Genomic DNA, 22,266 nt, shown 5'->3' on the forward strand with positions numbered 1-22,266 from the left:
TGCGCATAGTTCGCATTTTTAAAATTGAGCACTGATGGCACCCCCTGTCGAACAACGCATCACCCTGAAAATCGCCGAAGAAATCGGCGCTCGCCGCGAGCAGGTCGTCGCCGCCGTCGCCCTGCTCGATGAGGGCGCCACCGTCCCGTTCATCGCCCGCTACCGGAAAGAAGTCACCGGTGGACTCGACGACATCCAGTTGCGTTTGCTCGACGAACGCCTCACCTATCTGCGCGAACTCGAAGATCGCCGAGCCGCGATCCTCGCCTCGATCGATGAACAGGGAAAACTGACGCCGGAACTTGTGTCCCAGATCCACGCGGTCGAAACCAAGCAAAGCCTCGAAGACCTCTACCTGCCCTACAAGCCCAAGCGCCGGACCAAGGCACAGATCGCCCGCGAGGCCGGACTGGCACCGCTCGCCGAAGCCCTGCTGGCCGACCCGACGCTGACACCGGAGGCCGAAGCCGAGCGCTTCATCAACGCCGAGGCCGGCTTTGCCGACATCAAGAGCGTGCTCGATGGCGCCCGCCAGATCCTCATGGAGCAGTTCTCGGAAGACGCACAGCTTTTGGGTGGTTTGCGTGAATACCTGGAAACGCACGGCGTCGTCAAATCCACGCTGGTCGACGGCAAGGAAACCGAGGGTGCCAAGTTCCGCGACTACTTCGACTATTCCGAGCCGATCCGCGCCATTCCCTCGCACCGCGCGCTGGCGCTGCTGCGCGGGCGCAACGAGGGCATGCTGCAAATCGCCCTGCTGCTCGATAGCGAACTGGAAAACTCCCCTCTCCCTGCGGGAGAGGGGGCGGGGGTGAGGGCAAAGAATCCCTGCGAGGCGCGCATCGCCAAGCGCTTCGCGATTACCGACCAGGGCCGAGCGGCCGACAAGTGGCTAGCCGATACCGTGCGCTGGACTTGGCGCATCAAGGTCTTCCTGCACCTTGAACTGGACCTGATGAACGCCCTGCGCGAACGCGCCGAAGTGGAAGCCATCCGCGTCTTCGGCTCCAATCTGCACGACCTGCTGCTCGCCGCTCCGGCCGGGCAGCGCGCCACCATGGGGCTCGACCCCGGCATCCGCACCGGTTGTAAAGTCGCCGTCGTCGACGCCACTGGCAAGTTGCTCGACACCGCCACCATCTACCCGCACGAACCTCGCCGCGACTGGGACGGTTCCTTGCACACGCTGGCCGTGCTGGCGAAAAAGCACAACGTAGACCTGATCAGCATCGGCAACGGCACCGCCTCGCGCGAAACCGACAAGCTGGCGGCTGATCTGATCAAGCTGGCGCCCGATTTGCGCATGACCAAGATCGTCGTTTCCGAAGCCGGCGCCTCGGTCTATTCGGCCTCCGAATACGCCTCGCGCGAATTTCCCGAACTTGACGTCAGCCTGCGCGGCGCCGTTTCCATCGCCCGCCGCCTGCAAGACCCGCTCGCCGAACTGGTCAAGATCGACCCGAAATCGATCGGCGTCGGCCAGTACCAGCACGACGTCAGCCAGACGAAACTGGCGCGTGCGCTGGATGGCATCGTCGAGGACTGCGTAAACGCCGTTGGCGTGGATGTGAATACCGCCTCGGCGCCGCTGCTGACGCGCGTCTCCGGCCTCAACAGCACGCTGGCCGCCAACATCGTCACCTGGCGCGACAAGAATGGCGCCTTCCCCAACCGCAAGGCTTTGCTTGACGTCCCGCGCATGGGCGCCAAGACCTTCGAGCAGGCCGCCGGCTTCCTGCGCGTCAACGGCAGCGACAACCCGCTCGACGCCTCGTCGGTTCACCCGGAAGCCTATCCGCTGGTCGAACGTATTCTGGCCGACATCAAGAAGGGCATCCGCGAGGTCATCGGTGATTCGCGCCTGGTCAAGGCGCTGGAACCGACCCGATACACCGACGATAAATTCGGCCTGCCAACCGTCCAGGATATTCTCAAGGAACTCGAAAAACCCGGCCGCGACCCACGCCCCGAGTTCAAGACCGCCGTTTTCAAGGACGGTATCGAAGAGGTCAAGGACCTGCAGCCGGGGATGATTCTCGAAGGCGTCGTCACCAACGTCGCCAACTTCGGCGCCTTCGTGGATATCGGCGTGCATCAGGACGGTCTGGTGCACATTTCGGTACTCTCCAGCAAATTCGTCAAAGACCCGCGCGAAGTGGTCAAGGCCGGCGACGTGGTCAAGGTCAAGGTGGTCGAAATCGACTTGCAGCGCAAACGCATTGCGCTCACCATGCGTCTCACCGACGACGCGCCCGCACCGCCGAAAATGGGCGGCGTGCCGCTGTCGAACAAAGCTCGTCAGCAACAGTCACGTCAGCCTGAGGCGACCGGTGCGATGGCCAATGCCTTCGCCAAGCTCAAGCGCTGAAAACACCTCAAGCCTTAAACAGCAAGAGCCGAATGCTGTGCTTTCCCACGAAGAAGGTCTATGAATGGCGAGGCTTGATACAGAAAGCACTCCGATCAAGTATCGGGCGGTATGATGGCCGCTTGCCGAGGAGATCATTGTGAAAATTGAGTCCATCCGCCTCAAAAATTTCAAGGCGTTCCGTGACGTCCACCTGAAGGACGTTCCCTCCTTTCTGGTTGTAGTTGGCGCCAACGGTTCAGGGAAAACCACCCTGTTCGACGTGTTCGGTTTTCTGCATGACTGCCTGAAAGGCAATGTTCGGCAAGCGCTTGATAGCCGAGGTCGATTCCGCGAAGTACTTAGCCGAGATAGTGAAGACGATACGATTCTTATTGAAATCCAGTACCGCATGCCGATTACCGGCGCGGATCGTCTGGTGACCTACTCATTGGAGATTGCAGAACTAAATAGCGTGCCCTATGTAAAACGAGAAATTTTGCGCTACAAACGCGGCCGCCACGGCAGCCCGTTTCACTTTCTCGACTTTTCCAACGGCGAAGGTTACGCCATTACAAACGAAGAGGATTTCAACAAGAAGGACGAAGAGTTGGAACGTGAGAACCAGAAAGTCTCACCGGATACGCTGGCAATAAAGGGGCTGGGGCAATTCGAGCGTTTCAAGGCGGCCAATGCTTTCCGGCAACTGATGGAATCCTGGCATGTTTCGGATTTTCATATCAGCGCGGCACGAGGCCGCAAAGAAGCCACGGGGGATTCTGAGCACTTATCGGAATCGGGTGACAACTTGCCACTCGTTGCCCGCTATCTGTTCGAGCAGCACACCGCTGTATTTAGTGAAATCCTAGCCACAATGGCTCGCCGGGTACCGGGGGTAAGTGCCGTCGAGCCACTGCTGTTGCAAGATGGCTATCTGACCCTGCGCTTCAAGGACGGATCGTTCAAGACGCCGTTTCTGGATCGTTATGTTTCCGATGGCACCATCAAGATGTTTGCTTATCTGGTGCTATTGCATGATCCTCGCCCTCACCCCCTGCTTTGCGTTGAAGAACCTGAAAATCAGTTGTATCCAAAATTGATGCCCGAACTGGCCGAAGAATTTCGCGATTATGCCAAACGCGGCGGACAGGTATTGGTTTCAACACATTCGCCGGACTTTTTGAACGCCGTCGAACTGGAAGAAGTGTGTTGGCTGGTTAAAAACCAGGGGGGAACTGAAATTCGCCGCGCCAAGGATGATCCGCAAATTGCGGCCTACATGGCGGAAGGTGATCAGATGGGCTACCTATGGAAACAAGGCTTTTTTGAGGGAGCCGATCCTCGATGAAGGAAATTGTTTTCCTGCTCGAAGAGGACTCTGCAAAAGCCATGCTGGATGCGCTTCTTCCACGAATTCTCGACGTACAGATCGGTTTCCGCTGCATTCCCTTCGAAGGGAAGCAGGATCTGGAAAAACAGATGGTGAAGCGCATACGTGGTTACCAGAATCCCGAGGCAAGGTTCATTATTGTCCGCGACCAGGATAGCCACCCCGATTGCCGAGCTGTGAAACAACGGCTACTGGAAAAATGCCACGAATCCGGCAAAGCTGAATCCGCTCTGGTTCGCATTGCCTGCCGTGAACTTGAAACTTTTTATTTAGCTGATCTGGCCGCTGTTGAATCTGGGCTGAATCTGTCAGGCCTGAAAAAACATCAGAACACAAGGAAATTCCGTCAGCCAGACCTCCTGATTTCGCCAAGCCTAGAGCTTCTCAAACTGACAAAAAACGCTTACCAAAAGGTCAGCGGCTCCCGCAAAATCGGCAAATTCCTCGATATGGAAAACACCCGTTCGCTTAGCTTCCGTAATCTGGTCCTGGGAATACGCAAGCAAGCCGAAATGTTGATGGCCATTTCCGGTTAATTCACTATGCGTCCTAATCTCAAAACCATCGATCTGTTCATCACCTTTGAGAACTCATGATCAACTCAAATCCAAATAAATGCCGGATCTACGGCATCAAGAACTGCGACACCATGAAGAAGGCCTTCGACTGGCTGGAAGCCAACAGCGTCGAGTATGAATTCATCGACTACAAGAAAGCCGGCATCGCACAAAAACACCTGCCCGAGTGGAACCAGCGCGCCGGCTGGGAGACTCTGCTCAACACGCGCGGCATGATGTGGAAACGCCTCAGCGACGCAGAACGTTCCGATGTCGATGAAACCAAGGCGCTGGCACTGATGGTCGATTACCCGACCCTGATCAAGCGCCCGCTCCTCGATACCGGCACGACCCTGCTCGTCGGCTTCGACCCCGAACATTACACAGCGGAACTCAAATGATGGAAAACTACGTACAACGTTTCCTGTTCGACGACCTCGACATCCGTGGTGCCGTCGTTCGCCTCGGCTCCGTCTGGCAGCAGTTGCTCACCAACCGCAACTACCCGGCGCCGGTGATCAACCTGCTCGGCCAGATGAGCGCCACCACCCTGTTGCTGTCCGACAACCTCAAGCAGCCGGGACGCCTGACTATCCAGTTGCGCGGCAACGGCCCCATCCCGCTGCTCGTCATCGACTGTAACGACGCGCTCAACATTCGCTGCATGGCGCAGCATAGCGAGGAAATCAAGGTTTCATCGATGGTCGACCTGCTCGGCCAGGGCCAGCTTCTGCTCTCACTCGACATGCCCTCGATGCGCGAACCCTACCAGAGCATGGTCCCGCTCGTCGGCGAGAGCATCGCCGAAATTTTCGAGCACTACCTCAAGCAGTCCGAACAACTGGCTTCGCGCTTCTTCCTGGCCGCCACGCCAAATGGAATCGCCGGCCTCTTCCTGCAAAAAATGCCGACCACCGAGCTACGCGATGCCGATGGCTGGACGCGCATCGAAGCGCTGGCCGCCACCGTCAAGCCCGCAGAACTGCTCGACCTGCCAACGGGGGAACTGCTTACGCGCCTGTTCAATGTAGAAACCGTGCGCCTGTTCGAGCAGAAAGCCGTCACCAACAACAGCCCCGAAGACCGGGAAAAGGTCGGCAACATGCTGCTCTCGCTCGGCCGCGAGGAAGTCTATGGTGCACTCAAGGAACGTGGCGCCATCGTCATCCGCGACGACCTCGGCAACCGCGAATACCGCTTCGACAAGGCGGCCATCGACGAACTGTTCAGCAATACGCCGGAAACGCCACCAACGGTGCATTGAGCAAATGCTCCGAAAATTCCCCAGGGTGCAAGAAGCGATTATCCAAAAAAACCGCAGTTCAAACCACGGCGACACGGTGGGCACAGCGAAAATCTGCTGCGAAGCAAATACTCTTGGGGTGCTCAATATTTCAGGATTTCATGGCTCACCCAAAGGGTGAATCATGAAAACATTACAAGTCATTGTTTTTCCGCCGTGTTCGCTGTGGTCAACTGCTTTTCCTGGCATTTTTCTCCGGAGTCGACTGCCGCCGTGCTACTTGCTGCCGCCACCCCAATAGCGCAGGACTGTCAACGGCAGTTCGGCCCAGAGGCCGATGAGATCGGCGTTCGAGAGGTGGGCGCCGACCACATTGCGGGAATTGGCCAACGCCCATGGGCGCCATAACAGGCCACTGGCAAACTGGCTTAGCCCTTGCCAGACCAGGACGCTATCCATCGCCGCTTTTGGCGAAACATCGGCTACCACGCCCGACAAGGTCAGCAACGCCTTGCGAAAGAGAATGATTTCTTCCTGGAAGCGCACTGCCGATGTCGCGGCCAGCGTATCCATCAAAGCGCTTAGCCAGTCGAACCCTGGAAAGCGGCCAAGACGAACCTGCCGGATCGATTCCATGACAGCGGCCTGCATGCGTTCCTTGTCGACCGTTTCGCCCAGCGCCGCGATGGCTGCGCAGATGCGCTGATCGTTCAGCGTCAGGGCACCCAGCACCAGTTGCACTACTGCCTCGCACTGCGCCTTGGAAAGTTTTGTGGTGAGCGCCCAATCGAGGATGGCCAGCCGCCCATCCGGGGTGGCCATCAGGTTGCCGGCGTGCGGATCGGCATGAAAAATGGCCCCTGCCTGGCGGCTGCCCCAGAAGGGCTGGGCCAGCAAAGCCCTGATGATGCGCTCGCCGCGCTGCCGCATTTCCATCGGCGGCAAGTCCTGCTGCGTCACCTTGCAGCCGTCGACCCTTTCCATGGCGGTGGCCTCCGGTGTTGAAAAAGGAAACAGGCGCGGAATGAGGATGTCCGGCGAGTTGGCGTAGAAATCGGCGGCCTGGCGCAGATGGGCCTGCTCCCGGTTGAGGCTGATTTCGTTGGCGAGCAGTCGGGCGACACTTTCCAGGGTATTGCGATAGTCAAATTCAGGAAGTCCGTAGCTGGTGCAGCGTTCTTCGAGAAAAGCCCCAAGATCATGCCAGATCTCGAGTTCTTCGTTCAGCCGTTGCTGCACCCCCGGTCGCAGCACCTTCAAGACACCCCGCTGCGATAGCGCCCCCGCCTGCCGCCAGACGAAAGGCACGACGACAGCAACACTGGCTTCGGCAAGCGCCTTTCGCCCCACCTGCAAACCGGCAATATGGCCGACTTCACGCTCCAGCACCGGCCGGATCGCCGCCATGGAATCCGAGGGCACCATTGTTTCAAGTTCCTGCAAACGCCGGCGCAAATCGATTGAAAGACGCCGGTCATGCGCCACCACCTGCCCCAGCTTGTGCAGAGTCGGGCACAGGCGAAACAGGGCGAGCAGACGCCGGGAAAGGCTGGCGTTGTAAGGCAGCGCGAGTTGTGCAGCGAATATGGCTTGCTGGCGATCAGCGGAAAGCCGGCCAAGAAAAAACAGCAGCGCGTCGACCAGCAGCGGACGATATTGGGCGTAAGCAGATGGCAACAGCTCCGCAAGGCGCAGCATCCCTGCCAGCAAGCCGCTATTGATATCGGAATGGTGGTGGAAGATCATGGCGTGCAAACTCTAACGCATAGCCTGAAAGACAGCCAATATCGGCAAGAAATTGCGCGGTGGTAGCGAAACAGCAGGCAAGTGAACCTTCCATGAAAAAACGCTGAAACTGTGCTGCAGTTAATCCCACTGATACTGTTTGGGTGACTTCCCTGCTTTGTCGATGATCATGGGCTCACCAATGGTTTTCGACTCGTCGACTTTCTCGACCAGCACGTCGAAACGCCATTCATCGCCAAAGTCGTAGATGAAGCCGATCTTCTGCTTGACACCCAGTCCGGCTCGCCCCAGTTCAACGGCATCGGCATATTCTTCCATGGGTTGTTCGCAACGATGGTCATCCAGAGATCGCTTTACGCCGTACTCGTCATGGTAATAAAACCCATAAAGATGATCGTCGTCGAAATTGAAAGCGGTGATTATCATCATCGCCAGATCGGCAAAACTATATTCGGCTGGCATGGCAATGCGGCGCCAAATATCTTTGGTGAGAGACACTTTGAAAGTAATCGTTCCTCGCTGTGCCGCCGCCGCATCGAGTTCACCAAGAGCATTTTTCCATGCCGGGAAAACTGGACTGACTTCAGCCGCCCATCGCTGAAACGGGTGCTGCCCGGCCTCATCTTCCTCGGCATCGCTGTCCATACTGTGACTGTTTGTGGCCGGGAGCGCAGTCAAAAATGAGGTGTATGTTTCAGCAAAAACACGTTTATAGGAGGCGCAGGCGGCCAGTCCCCAAGGTGTAGCGATCATCCGCTCGATTTTCCAGCCTTTCCCGACAACCACCTCGCCTTGCTTGAGTTCGACCATGCCGAACATCTGCAGCAAGGCGATCTGATACATGCCAAGGAGGTACAGTAAGGATTCGTGCTCCTTGGCGACGAATTTTTTTGACTTGCGGCTGGGACGCAGGCGGTCCAGCAGGCGAACACGATAGTCGAACCCTGAAGCCGCAGAAAAGCCCGCCGATTCGCTGTCATCTTCCGAAAATCTCCACCAGGCTTCGAGCAATGTGAAATAGCGCTCACTCGGATTCAGGGCCTGCCAGCGTTGGCGCAGCGCAGCATCGACAACCATCCGGGAAGTGCTCTGGCTGCGGTCGATCCTGACCAGATGGCTGTAGCGCAACAGCAAGTGCAACGCATCGACATGCGGAAAAGAAATCTGCCGACCGCGTGAAAAACCGATATTGCCCGGTTCGACCAGACGGGCATTGATTTCCGGCAATTTGGCAAGATTGAACTCCGACGACTTGGGTGACACCGGCACGCCTTCCGTGCCGATGAAATCGAGAATCATCTCGAAATCGCGCAAAATCGTACCCGGCAACTGAGGCGCAGCGGCTGTTTCCACCATGACGACGCGTTCAGCTTCGGTTAGAAATGTTGATTTTTTCATAAGTTCGCTCTGTTTGCTGACAAGTCATTTCAGGAAAAAATCTCACTACCGACTCGCGATATCCGGCTTACATCCCCCTGCCGGTTTTGATCATTTGAGTCACTGCACGCGCCAGGGGGGAATCGGCCAGCCCGGACGCGACATCGGCAGTAACTGCGGCTTGCCGGGTTTGCCCCTGGACAAGTTGATGCACCGCCCGGCGCGTCAGCGCCTGCGCCTGCCGCTCGGCACGGCGTGAAAGCGAAAAATCAGTGCCGCAACGGCTGCATACCTCGGCCTGGCCCAAGCGCGCGCGGCACGCCGGGCAACGTTCCATTTGCGCCATGGGCACCATCAGTTTTCGAGGTAATAGAGCACGTCGGCCAGCGACGCCATGGCTTGCAGCAGTTGCGCATCGTCGTCCTCACCCGCATCAGACATGGCATCGCGCACGGCCTCGATGTTGTCGATCAGGTCTTCCCGGTCATCGGCACCCGCAGTCTTGAGCAGGCGCTCGGCCTTTTCAACCAAAGCCAGCGCCTCCACCTGGTGGCGGCGCTGCGCCAATGGAAGTGCAGCGGTCGGTGCATCCGTCTCGGAGGTATCGACCTCATCGTCAGGCCCGAAATCGTCGGCAAACATCGAACTGATGCGCTGGCGCGCCTCGTCGAGCTTGCCGTCCTGGAAGCGCGAGATGGCGTTGTCGATGGTGATGGTGAATTCCAGCCCGCTTTTCTTCTCGCTCGCCCGCACCTGTAGTATGCCGTTGATATCAATCGAGAAGTCGATCACGATGGGGTTGCCCGCTGGCACCTGGCGCAGGCCTTCGACGACAAATTGGCCGATTTCGATGTTGTCCAGTGCATCCGGCGCTTCACCTTGATACACCGTAACTTCGACCGCCTCCTGGTTGTCGAACATGGTGTAGAACACCTTGCCGTGCGAGGCCGGAATTGGCGTGTTGCGTCGAATCAGTGGCACAAAACAGTGAGGATACTCCCGCCCGCCAAGCTCGGCCACGGTGCTGGTGCCAAAGGTATAGGGCGTGACGTCGATCAGCACGGTGGGCGTGGTGCCGCCCGCGATGATCTCGCCCTGAATCGCCGCGCCCATGGCCACGCACAAGTCAGGATCAATTTCACCGTGCGGCAAGATGCCGGTGAGCGCCTCCAACAGGCGCGCCACCATCGGCGTGCGCGTCGCACCGCCGACCAGCAGCACCTCGTCAAGCGCAGAAACTGCCAGTTTGGCCCCCGACAATGCCACATGCACGGCATCCATGGTTTCATGAATGTACGGCTCGATCATGGCCTCGTATTCGTGGCGTGAAATTTCGAGCGACAGGTGAACCGGTGCGCCGTTTTTCTCGTACAGGAACTCCTCCGCCAGCGTGGCATAGGGGTGGCTTGAGAGCGCAATCTTGGCGGCTTCTGCAGCGCGGTGCAGGCGCGCCATGGCAATCGGCGAGGCCACTGCGGTGGCATTGTCGATGCCGTGGGCGGTGTTCAAGTGCTCCAGCACAAAGTCAACGATGCAGCGGTCAAAATCGTCGCCGCCCAGGTGATTGTTGCCGTGACTGGCCAATACCTCGACCACGACGCCCTCCATGTTCACCACCGACACGTCGAAAGTGCCGCCGCCCAGATCGTAAACCAGCGCCTTGCGTGTCTGAGTGCCTACCTTAGAGCCGGCCTGCGCACTGTGGTGCGCGCCATAGGCCAGGGCCGCAGCGGTCGGTTCATTGAGGATGCGCACCACCTCCAGCCCGGCGATTTCACCGGCTTCACGCGTGGCCTGCCTTTGCGCATCGGAAAAGTAGGCCGGCACGGTGATCACCGCCTTGCTGACGGCAACCCCCAGATGGGCTTCGGCAATTTTCTTCAGGCGCAGCAAAATCATGGCTGAAATTTCTGGCGGACTGTATTGCTTGTCGCCCAGCGCCAGGTGGGTGGCCTCGCCCATGCGCCGCTTGACCGAGCGAATCGTCCGTTCGGGGTGAAGCACATACTGGTTGCGCGCGGCAGCACCCACCAGCAAAACGTCGTCATCGCCCAGACCGACCACCGAGGGCAAAATTGGCACGCCTGGCACGCCCGCCTCGATGTCGAGGATCTCGATCCGACCGTTTCTGACCACCGCAATTTCCGAATTGGTGGTGCCCAGGTCAATACCAACAATGATTTCACTCATGATTCAATTTCCTTTTTATTAACAATAACTTCTGCCAGACGCAACAGTTCTTCGTCGCGCGTATAGCCCCGTCTTGCCTCACTGAGCACCTCACCCGGCGGGCGCTCGGCCAGCCATTCAACGCCAACGGCACGCATGGTATGGGGGTCGAGGCGGCCGCCGACGGCTTCAAGCGGGCGCACGCGCCGCTCTGCGAGCAGGTCGTCGATGCGCCGCAGCGTCAGCGCAATGCCCGCGCTCAAGCCCTGCACAACTTTGGTTTCTTTACTTGCCAAGCGGGCGAGAAAGCCAGGCTGGTAGGCATCAGATACGCCGACGGCGGCGGCGATCCGGTCCCGCACATCGAGCACATCGAGCAGCAGACGCCTCTCGGCCTGGCGCAGCGCAGCCCCTTGCGCTTCACGGGCGCGATCCAGGTCGTGCGTGAGGCGCTGGTTTTGCGTGCCCAGCAATTCGGTCAGTGCGCGCATCTCGTCGAGCGCGGTTTTGAACTGGCGTGCCTCAACGCGAACCTCGTTGCGCAGTACTGCCAGCTCGGTGAATAACAAGGCCAGGTTGACCGGTGGCTCGTTTTCTTGTGGCTCAGCCGCCGTGCCATCACCTGGCTCCCAGTCGTCCAGGCAGGCCCGGAATTCATCAATCAGGCGATCTTTGGTTTCAGCGTCCATTTTGGTTTCAGCGTCCAATACTGCCGCCTTTCAGCACGCGCAGCAGCGTTGCCGTGTCGGCGCGGCGCGGGGCAAACCCGCTTTCCAGCAGATGCACCATCCCCTCCAGGGTCGGCGGCTCTTTGTCAAAAAGGTCGTTGGCGACGCGCAAGCGATGGGTTGCCAGCGCATCAAAGGCCCGGCGCAGAGCCGCAAAACGCTCTGCATCGCGGTCGGGCGGACAAAGCTGAACTTCGCGAAGGTAGGCGGCGCGCACGGCCGCATCGTCGGCATCGCGGGCAATGCCAAGTACCTGATAGGGATTACTCATCGAACAGATTTCCTTGCCCTTGGACGGGCGTTTGGGGTTTGACGATTTTTGCCGGGGCGGTAGGCGCTGGTGCAGAAAAACCATCGGTAATCTCTGCGACAATAAGATCGATAATGCGGCGTAGAAATGCCTTACGGTCGCCGGCACATTCCTGCTCGACCTGCCGGACCAGCGCATCGCCCAAATCACGACGGGCATTATTCAGGAAAGCCTTGCCGCCGTCGTACTTGATCGATTCTTCGAGTACATTCCGCAGCACTGCGGGGTTCAGGTTCGGCAAGACAAAAGGCGAGGCTTGATCACCCGGAAAATCCAGCTTACCAAAATCGGGATTCGGGTCATCGAGTTCAAACAGCAGTTCGATACGTGCAGCCAGTCGTGTATCGTTGCTCTGGTGCGCACGCTCTAGTGCTTTGTCGAGATCGTTGAAATCCTGGTCACTCTTGATCCGGCCATTTTTGCCAAATCTGGCAGCCACCGCGTGGTAAACAAAAATTAGTCGATCGGGCCAGCGCTTGCGGCCGGCGTTGGCGAATTTTTCCGCCAGATCGTGCTCTTTATGGCGCCTGAATGCTTCGCACAGGCGCACGCACGCGTCGGCATCCAACGCTTGTGCTGCGGCCATTTTGGCGATTGCCTTGCGCCAGGGCAGCAAGGGGTCCAGACCCTTTAGAATGGGAGGCTCTTGCTCCATCACCTGCGTCAACTCCAGCAGGTCGGCGTGCGTCAACGCTTTGCTCGTGTCAATACCAGCCTCGCCCAGGAGCAATACGGACGTTGTCAGGCCAACATGTGGAAAGGTTCCCTGCCCCTCGTGCAGCAAGCGCCAGCCGGCTGCCAGCCCGCCACCCCAGGTGGTGACGGCCAGTTTGGCCAGACGTGAACGCTCAGCCCTGCCCGCCGGTTCGGTCCACGCCTGCAGCAGGTACATGCGGCCCTGGTCGGTGGCCGATGTCAGCCAGTTCGCCGCCTCACTGATTTCCTTTTTTGCCGCATCGAGCTTGTCAGCCCCAATCTGTTTGACGGCGTGCGACAAGTGCGCGTTGCCAACCCGCGCGCGCACCTTGCGGTTCAGCGGATCAAGTTCCAGCAGGCGGCGCGCCGCTGCGGCGGCCTTCTTGAAGGCACCGCTTGCCAGGGCGATTTCAACGGCCTCGGTCAGCAGCGCAACATCATCGGGAAAGTGGCTTAACCCGGCATCGAGTTGATCGCGCGCGTTTTTCAGGTTGCCATTGTTACGCCAATACTGAACCAGCCGAACGTGCACACTGCAGTCCAGCGGGTCGAGCGCCAGGCTACGCGTCAGCATGTCCACAGCGTCCTCGTCGAGAACACCATCGCTCGACAGGTGTGCAGACGACAGCGCTACGTGGCGCAGGATCAAGGCCGCGCGCAAATGGTCATCGGGGCAGCCGTTGTCCTCTACCAGATTGGTGGCATCAAACCAGTGTGTTTCGGCGTGGTCCCATTCGCCCTTTAGCTCGACCGCCAGCGCCGTCGCGCACTCCTGGTCTGCCGCCGTGGGGTTGCCAAAGAGACGCGGACTGGCGCAACCCCGGCGCTCTGCCCAAGGTGCCAGCCATTGCCATGCCTGCCTCGCCAGCGCATTCGGCAATTCCCGCGCATGCCTGAGTACCAGGTCAAACAAGGCGTGGGGTGCCAAAACTGCAGAGGTGCCGGCCTGGGCCGCCAAACTCTGCAGCAAGGGCGCGACCGCCTGCGGGCAGCCCATCAGATCAAGGGCCATGGTTTGCTGGGCGCTATTGAGACGGGCCCAACGCTGCAAACGCTCAGGCCCGGCCACAAGCAGCGTGCGCAAGGGTGCCGCCAGCGACTCAAACGGGCTGTCGAGCGGGATGCGCTCAATGGCTGCGCGCGCTGCATCCTGATCGGTCTCGCACAGCACCATCGCCTTGAGCAGGGTTCGCAGGTCACGGTACGGCGAGCGAAATGAAATCCCGGCCAGCGCCGTTTCCAGTGCGGCTGCGTCCTTGCTGCTGTAGGCCGCAAGCGCCGCGAGAGCGAGCGGGCGGTGCTGCAGCAGTAGCGACTCAGCGGGCAGCCGTACAGTGGTCGCCGGGTCGGTGGCCAACAGGGCCGGAGCCAATCGGGCTTCCAGCGCGGTCAGTTGTTCATCATCTCGCTGACCATCGGGCGCGGTGCTAGCGGCTCGGCGCGCCGCCAGATGGCCCAGCACATCGGCAACACGACCGTCTGCAATCAGCCAACCCACATAGGGGCCGTCCCAAAGCGGCGTGGCGCAGAGCTCAGCACGACTGCGCCAAAGCTCAATCGCCTCTTTCAGCATGCCTTTGTCAGCAAGCCCTTGGGCCCGGCCACTGTAGGCGTCTGCCAGGCCGGCAATCCATTGCGGACGCCGTTCGCTCCTGAGCAGCGCCTTGAAGCAGGCAACGGCATCGCGGTAGCGGCCTTTTTCCAGATGGACAAGCGCAGTACGCTCTTGCACATCGCTGGCAGCAACCGTGGCCAACGACTTTTTGACAGGGGGTTTTGGTTTGCGGGACATAAAGTTGGAATACCTGGATGTTATTGATGAGGCCTTGGGTGCGTCGAATGATGATCAAATTGATAGGCGAGCGCCATTATTTCACATTGCCGACCGTGTTCGCTACAGTTCAGCCCCTATCAACCAGTTGCTTGCCAAAAGAGCTTGACGGACTCGTTGTCACAAAGGCAACTGGTAGCGTGTTTCCATTCATCCTGAAATACTCAATTGAAACCTCTTCAAATAAAGCACCCAGCAGCAAGCTACGGGTATTAACGGCGCATTTCAAGCCGATGACTTTCAGCCAGCATTCGCCCCAAGGAGCGGGGAATTGAACCCGCAGAGATTAAAGGGTCAGCATCGCATTTGTTCCCGCGAAAAATGAATTCGATACTGCCCCTTTAGCTCAGACCCCTTTAGCTCAGAATTACGGAGGCAAGAGCCTGGCCTTGAAGACTCATCGGTTCATCTGACATAGCTGTCCTATTGAGAGGCCCAACGTCAAATTCAGCGGTGAGCGAAGCGAGTCCGCTGCAATGCAGTGCTAGGCAGATTTTTTGGATTGACGGGGGGGGGGGCCAAAACCTGGATGCCAGCCGCCTTCAGTCTGGCCTCGCCACGTTGTATCTCTTCGAACAATGCGTCCAGATTGTTGCCATACTTGGCACCAATCGCGTCCTTGATGGCATGGACTTCCATCATGATTTCGTCAGTCATCGTTATTTCCTCCAAGAAGTTCCTCGGGAGTGCATATGATCGGGAGGAACAATCCGAATTGCTCAAGATACACGGCGATCTTTTCCTGAATCACTGGATTAGCAATGTGACGGCAATTCCAGGTAAGTAGAAAATCAACGTGATGCAGTGTCGAAACAGCAATATGAAGCGCATCCTCAATCGCCTTGGCGGGAATGATGGCTTGCTCAATAAATGATTCTGCCAAGCGAATCATATCTTTCGTTACAGCGAGTACGGATATCCCCTCAAGTGCCGCGAGCCTTTTCTGCGCTGCCTCCGGATTGCCAGCAGAACACTCTTGCCAGACTGACTGGGAAACAAGAAGTTCATAGTCCGAGCGTAGCTCCCACCAAGCCAGAGTGATTTGCTGATGGGCAGCACCAATAATGGTTTTGCTGGGGCGTGCCGTCAGATAACTAATGACGGAGGTTTCAACGTAGATTTTGCGCTTCATAATTTCCGCCTTGGTTCAGATAAACCGTGGTCCCCTAATTCGCTACCCTAATTCGTCCTACTCGCATTCCACGGGGCATATTCACCTTGGGTGCCATTCAAATTGCCAAACCCGCCGTCTTTAATGCGGCCGCGACCAGATCGAGCGGAAGCAAGAGCGACAATGGCGCATCAAGCAACGGCAGAGCACCATAGCTGGCATACCAGGTGGCGGCCCGCTCGTTTTTGGCGTCAATCAACAGGGCAGTGCCACCGACTTCTGCTGCAACACGCAGGCAACGACGCCCAGCCGCCAAGAGTAGCTGGCCTCCCAGACCCTGTCCTTGCAGGTCGATACAAATCGCAAGCCGACCCAACCGATAGGCGCCAATGTCGTAACGACCAAGACCGCGACGCGCCATCTCGGGTGTCCGTGCATATTCTACCGACGCAGGGCTTAGGCTGTAGTAGCCATAGACCGTTTCCCCGTCGTTGTCATCAATGGCCAGAAAAGTTTTCGCCGCACCGCGCTCATGGCTTTGACGGGCGTAGTCCTGCAAAAACGTGTTTAGTTCAGGCTGTCCACAATCGAAGCCAATTCGCTTGTGTTTTTTGGCGATGGACTCCTCATGCCATGGAGGTAGCGCCATGATTAGGCAGGCAATGCATGTGCAGCCGCAATGAGGCGCGCGTTCGGCAGAGGTGGATTCTCCAGCAACTCCAGCACACGCAAACTGTCACGCTCCGACAGCATGACACGCTCGGCCTGCTCAATGACCACCTCGGCGGCGAGTAAAGCGTTGCGCAAGATAAAGTCGGTCAGATCGGTATGCTCCAAGGCAACGGCGCGCATGATCCTAGCCTTGTCAGCGGGACGAATGCGCAGGGCTACCCGACTATTGTTTTCAACGGCTGCTCTCGGCATGGTGGATCTCCTTTTTTGTACTCATTGAAACTGTACGCTATTTAACGGGTTTGTCAAAACCGTATCAGCACCTCACGAGCATCATCTAATCCTCACTGGCCAGCCACCAGCGCCGATAACGCCGCCTCGACCCAGCCAAACCCGATCCGCTCCTGCTCAAGGCGCAGATTCCGGCCGATCCGGTTGTCGCGCAGATCATCGTAGAGTGCGCTCTCGTCTGCCGCCAGGCGGGGCAAGTCGATAGTCCGAGCGCAGCTCCCACCAAGCCAGAGTGATTTGCTGATGGGCAGCACCAATAATGGTTTTGCTGGGGCGTGCCGTCAGATAACTAATGACGGAGGTTTCAACGTAGATTTTGCGCTTCATAATTTCCGCCTTGGTTCAGATAAACCGTGGTCCCTAATTCTCATACCGGCTCCGTTACAAATAACGCTGCAATATTTCCTGTTTGCGTGCTGACGACGCGGCGACAACGACCTGCGCCTCGGAAATGGCACGTTCCAGGGCTTCGATTTTGACGACGAAACGCTGCTGTTCGGCCAGTGAAGGTTTCGGCACCTTGATATTGCGCATCACCGTGGCGTTGATGTTGGCTTGGTTGATGGCCTTGGATGCCTTGCCTTTTGCTTCCTTCTGGAAGGCTTTTGAGTTCATCATCTGCGTCAAAAACAGCGGCAGAATCTGCGCGGTATCGGGCACGACACGCACGAGGTAGGACGCAAAGCAATAATTCCCTTCAAGATCGAACAAGCCGGTCTTGCCGACATGCTCAATGCTGTTGGTGCGATTGAAGAGCACGTCGCCCCGGTTAAGTTTGTACTTGGCGAATTCCTCGCTTGAGATATCGGCGCATTTCATTGAGCCGCCATCGAACATCCGCCCACGAACGATTTCGTTCATGCGAAAAATCTTGTAGCCGACGTTGGCCTCGTTCATTTTTTCCGAAAGACCGTATTGCACGGCAAGAGCGAGTTTGTCGATGGCCTCATGCAGAGCGGTGGAAACGTAGATGGCATCAACCCTGGCCGCGATGTCGGCTTGGGCGTTGGCGATACTGGCTTGGGCGGCAGTTACCTCTGAATCGACGGATTCGCATTCGGAGACGATTTGCTGCTGACACTTGATAGACGGTAAGGGAATTTTTGTTTCAAGATAGCGTTGTAAATCAAGATTTTTGAGCCCACTGGAACCCGTTTGGAGCGCAAACGTCGAACCAATCTGCCAGTAATAGTTAAGCCACTCGTGAAGGTAGTAAGGATTCAGGCTGTCGTTTACAGTCCGAACACGCGCCGTGAAATTGGAAAACGAATAACTGCCTGATATCTCGTTGAAGATCACAACCCTACCTACTGCCTGCGTTTCGCTCCCTCCAGATTTTTCAATGACAATATCGCCTTTCTTTAGGCTACGAGATGCGAATTGCTTCTCTTCCACCTCTATTCGGGCAACGTCGTTTAAGTCTAGTTTTCCAGTCTTTGTGAAATTCGTATTTCGAATTACTTGGACAGAACGAAAAGGCGGTTTTTTCCCTGTCCATAGACCACCAATCGTTTCAACGTGATCGGCAAGTTTCACAAGCGGCCATTTACTTTGGATCGTAGTAGTTTTACGCACGGCGAGCGCGATCTGTTTCTCAAACGCCACCCGCGAAAAATCGAGCATATCCACCAACCGCGCCATGCTCACAAACTCGCTCAAACTCGCCGGAATCGCGGGCAGGGTGCCATCAAAGTTATCGGCGATGCAGCGATTGAGTTTGGCGGCATTGCGCCGATCCGTTTCGTCGTAGAGAGGCGTCAGATGATGGCCGTGCGCATCCTTGATCAATTTGATGCCTTGGTCGCCCTTGGCACCGCTCCAACCATAACCGAGAAACTGTTTTTGCGCCTTGCTGTCGGTCGGGCTCTTGAGGATCAACACCGGATTGGGCTGATCCGAGGCCATCACGAAATAGTAGAGCTTGTCGCGCTCAATGGCCTGAACGAAGGCGAGGAAACGTTTACCGAGTTCGTCCACCTGTTCCTCGTGTGCCTTGGCCTTGAAACCTTTCTGCTTTTTCAGGTTGACGATTTCGCTGCTGGCGTCGAACGCCTTGCGGTAGGCGCTGAAAGTCTCTTGTTCCAGTAACGAGGCCGCAGGCTGGCCGCGCAACAGCGTTTTGTAGTCGTCGGCCTGAACGCCGATATGGGCGGCGTAATGCTCGATCAGGTGTTCATCCTTATAAATGACTTGCTTGCGCTTGTTGTTTTCGCAACCTCTGAACCATTCGTCCACGCGCTCCCGGTAGTGCTCGGCAGTATCCGGCGCCGTCGCCTTACGGCGCAGAAACAGGGTAACGGTGTTGGTGCCGGTCTCGCCGAAGGTGCCGCTGCCAAATTCGGCAATCGCCACGATGTCAAAATACTGCAAAAGGATTTCACGGGTCTTGACGTAGGTGTTGCCGCCATTGGAAAGAATGCTCGATGGCAGGATGATTGCCGCAACGCCGCCCGCCTTGAGCAATTGCCTGGCGCGTTCGATGAAAAATGCTTCGATGCTGTTGGCGGTTTCCAGGTCGCCAATGGTGTCGGTGAGACTGTAGGCGGCGCGCTCTTCTTCCGACAAGGTTTCGAGGAAGCCGCGCACGCTATAGGGCGGATTGGCTACCAGCAGATCGAAGCTGTTGTCGTGAATTTCAGGGAACGCGGCATGTTTTTTAACCAGTGCATCGCCATAGCAAATCTTGATTTCCTGCTGGCCGTACATGAAGGCCGACACTTTGGCGACTTTGGAAAGGCGGTATTCCTTTTCAATGCCGATGATCGCCTGGTGGTAGTCGGCGAGATTGGCGTCGGAGGCGATCAAGGGGTTGAGTTGCCGCGCCAGTTCGGTGAGAAAGTGGCCGGCACCGCAAGCGTAGTCGATGGCCTTGGGCGGCGCGACCTGGCGCTTGACCAGCGTTTCCAGAGGCAGGCTCATGAGGATGAAGCGGCAGATCGGCATGGGGGTAAAGTACTGCCCCTCGCTTTGTTTGACACCCTGGTCGAGAAAGCCCTCGAACAGGTCACCGAGAAACTGGTTGTGGCCGCTGGTTTCGGTAAGCCGGATGTCCTGCCACATTTGCAGGATTTTCAGCAGCACATCGGCGTTCTGATAGAACAACTTTTCGTTATGGACGTCGATCAGCGAAAAATCGTTGTTGGTGAAAAACTTCTGTTGCAGAAAAAGCTGCCAGACGGCTTTCTGGGTTGCGTCGGGGTTTTGCTTGATGAATCGCATCGCGTTGTGCACGGCGCTTTGATCGATGTAGGTAATGGATTCGCCGAGAAACTTGCCCATGCCCGCCTGATAGAGCTGTTGCAGACGGTCGAGCAGTTCAAAGTGGGTGTCATAGGCCACGCCTTTCCAGTAAAACTTGAGCTCATGTGGGTTTTCGGTTTCGTCGACCAGCTTGCACAGGAAGAGGTTGACCAGCTTGTCAAAGGCGTTTTCACGGCCTGAGACATTGTGCTGGCGCAGGATGGTGGCGAATTCGTGGTATTTCTTCTGCTGGTCGGTCGCTGAGATGGCTTGCAGATCGTCCAGTGAGTATTTGTCCTTGCCGATGTGGTACGGCTGGATGTTGCCCTCGAAAATTCCTTTGGTGGTGTAATCAAGCTTGTAGGTATCGCGCCAGACGGCGAAACGTTCCTTGACATCGGTAACGCTTTTGAAACTCGTGAAGCGTGGGTTGTCGGCAAGATATTTGTCATTGTCGCGGTGGGCGATAACGTGACTGATATAGGTAAGTGCACCGCCGTCGAAATCCGAGGCATACAGGCTCAAAAACTGTGTTTCGCTGATTTGCTGGGCGTAACTGAAAAGCTGGTCTCCGTCTTGAAGCGTCTTGTTCCAGGCTTTCTTGAATTCACTGCCGGCTGTCTTGCATTCGATGATCAGGAGAGGTTTTTTAGCGTTGTCCTTGATCAGGATGTCGGCACGCCCTCCACTGGCGCCGTGACCGACCTTCCATGCGGGCTCAAGCTCGATATGTTCTGGCTTGTAGCCTTTTTCAAGCAGGCGATGCACGCATTCAAGAACGACAAAATTCTCGCTGGACAAGAGGTTGCACGTCTGTTTCTGATTAACGATCAAGCCTTCGGGGTAGGTGATTTCTCCTTTCGAGAAATTCACCTCAAGCGTTGCCGCACCGATAGTTTTTCTGTAAGTCGAGGCGTGCTTTTGAAAGCCCAGAAAGGCAAGCAGTTCAGGCAAGTTTTCTTTGGTGATCATTAGCAAAAGCTCATCATTTTTTTGTTTTCTGGATTTGTTGAATCTGATTGTGAATGTCGGCCAATGCTTTTCCCTTGCTCCTTACTTATCCGATGGGCACAAGTGCACCCGCCAGGCGGAATTTTAGCCAAATCAGGCGGGGGCGTTGTGGCGAGCGCCATTGCGCACCTCTGATCAATTCGACATAAGCCTTGTATTGTATCAATGACTTGCTGGGAGCGACGAGCTATCTGAGAGGCATCTCCCTGAAAGCACCAGGTCTGGAAGCCAATGAATACGGGCATCTCCAGCATGCCTGCTGCAGCAGCCCTGCAGTCCCGCAGGTCGGGTTAGCGTAGCGTAACCCGACATTACCGCCCGTAATAAGGTATCCGGCTCCTGTGTCGGGTTACGCCCGTTGGGCTAACCCGACCTACAACTTCAAGGCGCTGCCGCAGGAAGCAGTGCTTGTGCCGCTTCAAGCAGCCCGGCCCGACGCTCTTCCGGCAGCATGACGAGACCATCGACCAGCCATTCGAGGCTGGCATTGGGGATCAGCTTGCTGGCGTCGACCAGGTCGCTGGCCAGCGCCAGCGTCGAGGTTGCGGAATCGTCAAGCACATGGCGTGCAGCGTTCGAGCTGGTTCGGGTCAGTTGGGCGCGTAGCGACTCGGAACCGCGCAGGAGTTGTAGCACCAGGGCCGGCAGCTTCCAGCGCTCGGCGCATTGCTGGGTCAGTTGCTTGAAGGTGAAGCCACAGGCTTGTGTTTGTGCCTGCGCGCTGCGCTGGGCCCGCCCGGAATTCAGCTCGTCTTCGGCTTTGAGCGGGATATCAGCTGCATAGACCCAGAGCAGCAGATCGCCAGCACCGGCCAGCAAGGCGGCGACGGCAACTTCTTCCGGATTGAGGTCCATGCGACCGGTCGCCCAGACCTTGGCGATCTGTGCGGCGGCACGGGCGCGCGCTTCGACGGCCAGCAGGCCTTTGTTGTCTTCGTCGACTTCCGGGCTGGAAAGCAGCAGTTTGCGGAATTCATCGACGCCGAGTTGCATGATGGCGGCCAGCGCGGTGGTCGTTTCATGGTCGAGCCGATGTGATTTTCGGCGCTCGGCCTCACGCAGCAGGCACAGGCAGAGCAGCGGATCTTGCAGGACGATGTCCGAGAGATCCTTCGGCGCAAGCATTTCGCCTTCGGCTGCTTCAAGCTGCGCCAGCATCAGCTTGGAGCGGCGCATGACCGGCAGCGCCTGGTTTTCGAAGTAGGCGGCCCACTGTCCGACGCCCCATCGGCTTTTCCATGAATCCATGTGAATTGTTAACCCACTTAGGAACGGCTACGAAATAACTTCCCGATTTTATCTTCTCACCTGCATTGATCGCGCAATCCAGATGATCACCAAAGCAGAAGCACGACACTGCCATCGATTCGCTTCGGCAACAAGCTGAATAAGGAATCATCGCTGAAAGCCGCGTCGATAGGCGTTCTACAACAATGACGCCAGAAGAGTCAATGAATACGCCACTCTTCAGGCACGCATGCTGTAGATTCCCTACCCATGAGCCCCGCAGTCCGCTGTTCGTAGGGGCACGGCGCGCCGTGCCC

At 57.3% G+C, this 22,266-nt stretch carries 20 protein-coding genes; 6 read left to right on the plus strand and 14 right to left on the minus strand.

The features are described 5' to 3' along the window. Nucleotides 1-34: 34 nt before the first annotated feature. The 5 genes from ACOYNV_RS11730 (at nucleotide 35) to ACOYNV_RS11750 (ending at nucleotide 5,561) form a co-directional block, all read left to right on the plus strand. On the plus strand, nucleotides 35-2,371 hold the full coding sequence (locus tag ACOYNV_RS11730) for a Tex family protein (RefSeq protein ID WP_422899963.1): 2,337 nt from the start codon (nucleotides 35-37) through the stop codon (nucleotides 2,369-2,371). A 139-nt stretch (nucleotides 2,372-2,510) separates the two neighbouring features. Next, entirely contained in the window at nucleotides 2,511-3,698 is a 1,188-nt protein-coding gene (locus ACOYNV_RS11735; RefSeq protein ID WP_422899964.1) for an AAA family ATPase, read from the plus strand. Beyond that, nucleotides 3,695-4,276 carry a DUF4276 family protein gene (locus tag ACOYNV_RS11740; protein WP_422899965.1) on the plus strand — a complete coding sequence of 194 codons (582 nt, stop codon included), beginning with the start codon at nucleotides 3,695-3,697 and terminating at the stop codon, nucleotides 4,274-4,276. Before ACOYNV_RS11735 ends, ACOYNV_RS11740 begins: the two co-directional genes overlap by 4 nt. 56 nt (nucleotides 4,277-4,332) lie before the next feature. Next, complete coding sequence (locus ACOYNV_RS11745; RefSeq protein ID WP_422899966.1) at nucleotides 4,333-4,698, plus strand: ArsC family reductase; 366 nt, start codon at nucleotides 4,333-4,335, stop codon at nucleotides 4,696-4,698. Next, nucleotides 4,695-5,561 (plus strand): Hsp33 family molecular chaperone HslO, encoded by an 867-nt coding sequence (locus tag ACOYNV_RS11750; protein ID WP_422899967.1) that lies wholly within the window; start codon nucleotides 4,695-4,697, stop codon nucleotides 5,559-5,561. Before ACOYNV_RS11745 ends, ACOYNV_RS11750 begins: the two co-directional genes overlap by 4 nt. Before the next feature lie 255 nt (nucleotides 5,562-5,816). Here the strand turns inward: ACOYNV_RS11750 and ACOYNV_RS11755 are convergent, their stop codons facing one another. The 7 genes from ACOYNV_RS11755 to ACOYNV_RS11785 form a co-directional block, all read right to left on the minus strand. Next, nucleotides 5,817-7,286, minus strand: a complete 1,470-nt coding sequence (locus tag ACOYNV_RS11755) for an AarF/UbiB family protein (RefSeq protein ID WP_422899968.1) — start codon at nucleotides 7,284-7,286, stop codon at nucleotides 5,817-5,819. A 120-nt stretch (nucleotides 7,287-7,406) separates the two neighbouring features. Beyond that, on the minus strand, nucleotides 7,407-8,684 hold the full coding sequence (locus tag ACOYNV_RS11760; protein ID WP_422899969.1) for a plasmid pRiA4b ORF-3 family protein: 1,278 nt from the start codon (nucleotides 8,682-8,684) through the stop codon (nucleotides 7,407-7,409). 67 nt (nucleotides 8,685-8,751) lie between these two features. Further along, nucleotides 8,752-9,009 (minus strand): hypothetical protein, encoded by a 258-nt coding sequence (locus ACOYNV_RS11765; RefSeq protein ID WP_422899970.1) that lies wholly within the window; start codon nucleotides 9,007-9,009, stop codon nucleotides 8,752-8,754. A gap of 8 nt (nucleotides 9,010-9,017) precedes the next feature. After that, nucleotides 9,018-10,853 carry an Hsp70 family protein gene (locus ACOYNV_RS11770; protein WP_422899971.1) on the minus strand — a complete coding sequence of 612 codons (1,836 nt, stop codon included), beginning with the start codon at nucleotides 10,851-10,853 and terminating at the stop codon, nucleotides 9,018-9,020. Beyond that, nucleotides 10,850-11,539 carry a nucleotide exchange factor GrpE gene (locus ACOYNV_RS11775; RefSeq protein WP_422899972.1) on the minus strand — a complete coding sequence of 230 codons (690 nt, stop codon included), beginning with the start codon at nucleotides 11,537-11,539 and terminating at the stop codon, nucleotides 10,850-10,852. Before ACOYNV_RS11775 ends, ACOYNV_RS11770 begins: the two co-directional genes overlap by 4 nt. After that, entirely contained in the window at nucleotides 11,529-11,831 is a 303-nt protein-coding gene (locus ACOYNV_RS11780; protein ID WP_422899973.1) for a DnaJ domain-containing protein, read from the minus strand. Before ACOYNV_RS11780 ends, ACOYNV_RS11775 begins: the two co-directional genes overlap by 11 nt. Next, nucleotides 11,824-14,358, minus strand: a complete 2,535-nt coding sequence (locus ACOYNV_RS11785) for a hypothetical protein (protein ID WP_422899974.1) — start codon at nucleotides 14,356-14,358, stop codon at nucleotides 11,824-11,826. The genes ACOYNV_RS11780 and ACOYNV_RS11785 overlap by 8 nt, the downstream gene beginning before the upstream one ends. A gap of 47 nt (nucleotides 14,359-14,405) precedes the next feature. On the opposite strand from ACOYNV_RS11785, the gene ACOYNV_RS11790 reads away from it, so the two are divergent. Continuing rightward, nucleotides 14,406-14,672 carry a hypothetical protein gene (locus ACOYNV_RS11790; protein ID WP_422899975.1) on the plus strand — a complete coding sequence of 89 codons (267 nt, stop codon included), beginning with the start codon at nucleotides 14,406-14,408 and terminating at the stop codon, nucleotides 14,670-14,672. Nucleotides 14,673-14,844: 172 nt separating this feature from the next. On the opposite strand, the gene ACOYNV_RS11795 is transcribed toward ACOYNV_RS11790, so the two are convergent. From ACOYNV_RS11795 to ACOYNV_RS11825, 7 genes are all read right to left on the minus strand, one after another. After that, nucleotides 14,845-15,054 carry a hypothetical protein gene (locus ACOYNV_RS11795; RefSeq protein WP_422899976.1) on the minus strand — a complete coding sequence of 70 codons (210 nt, stop codon included), beginning with the start codon at nucleotides 15,052-15,054 and terminating at the stop codon, nucleotides 14,845-14,847. After that, nucleotides 15,047-15,529: a type II toxin-antitoxin system VapC family toxin gene (locus ACOYNV_RS11800; protein WP_422899977.1), complete on the minus strand. Its 483-nt coding sequence runs from the start codon at nucleotides 15,527-15,529 to the stop codon at nucleotides 15,047-15,049. The genes ACOYNV_RS11795 and ACOYNV_RS11800 overlap by 8 nt, the downstream gene beginning before the upstream one ends. A 97-nt stretch (nucleotides 15,530-15,626) precedes the next feature. Beyond that, a complete protein-coding gene (locus tag ACOYNV_RS11805) occupies nucleotides 15,627-16,157 on the minus strand; it encodes a GNAT family N-acetyltransferase (RefSeq protein ID WP_422899978.1) in 531 nt (176 codons plus the stop codon). 2 nt (nucleotides 16,158-16,159) lie between these two features. After that, nucleotides 16,160-16,432: a DUF1778 domain-containing protein gene (locus tag ACOYNV_RS11810; RefSeq protein ID WP_422899979.1), complete on the minus strand. Its 273-nt coding sequence runs from the start codon at nucleotides 16,430-16,432 to the stop codon at nucleotides 16,160-16,162. 92 nt (nucleotides 16,433-16,524) lie between these two features. Further along, entirely contained in the window at nucleotides 16,525-16,668 is a 144-nt protein-coding gene (locus tag ACOYNV_RS11815) for a Wadjet anti-phage system protein JetD domain-containing protein (protein ID WP_422899980.1), read from the minus strand. Between the two features lie 184 nt (nucleotides 16,669-16,852). Beyond that, nucleotides 16,853-20,683: an N-6 DNA methylase gene (locus tag ACOYNV_RS11820; RefSeq protein WP_422899981.1), complete on the minus strand. Its 3,831-nt coding sequence runs from the start codon at nucleotides 20,681-20,683 to the stop codon at nucleotides 16,853-16,855. Between the two features lie 420 nt (nucleotides 20,684-21,103). Beyond that, nucleotides 21,104-21,970: an HDOD domain-containing protein gene (locus tag ACOYNV_RS11825; protein ID WP_422899982.1), complete on the minus strand. Its 867-nt coding sequence runs from the start codon at nucleotides 21,968-21,970 to the stop codon at nucleotides 21,104-21,106. Nucleotides 21,971-22,266: the final 296 nt, after the last annotated feature.

This window comes from Propionivibrio sp., from assembly GCF_049316945.1.
GTDB lineage: Bacteria > Pseudomonadota > Gammaproteobacteria > Burkholderiales > Rhodocyclaceae > Propionivibrio.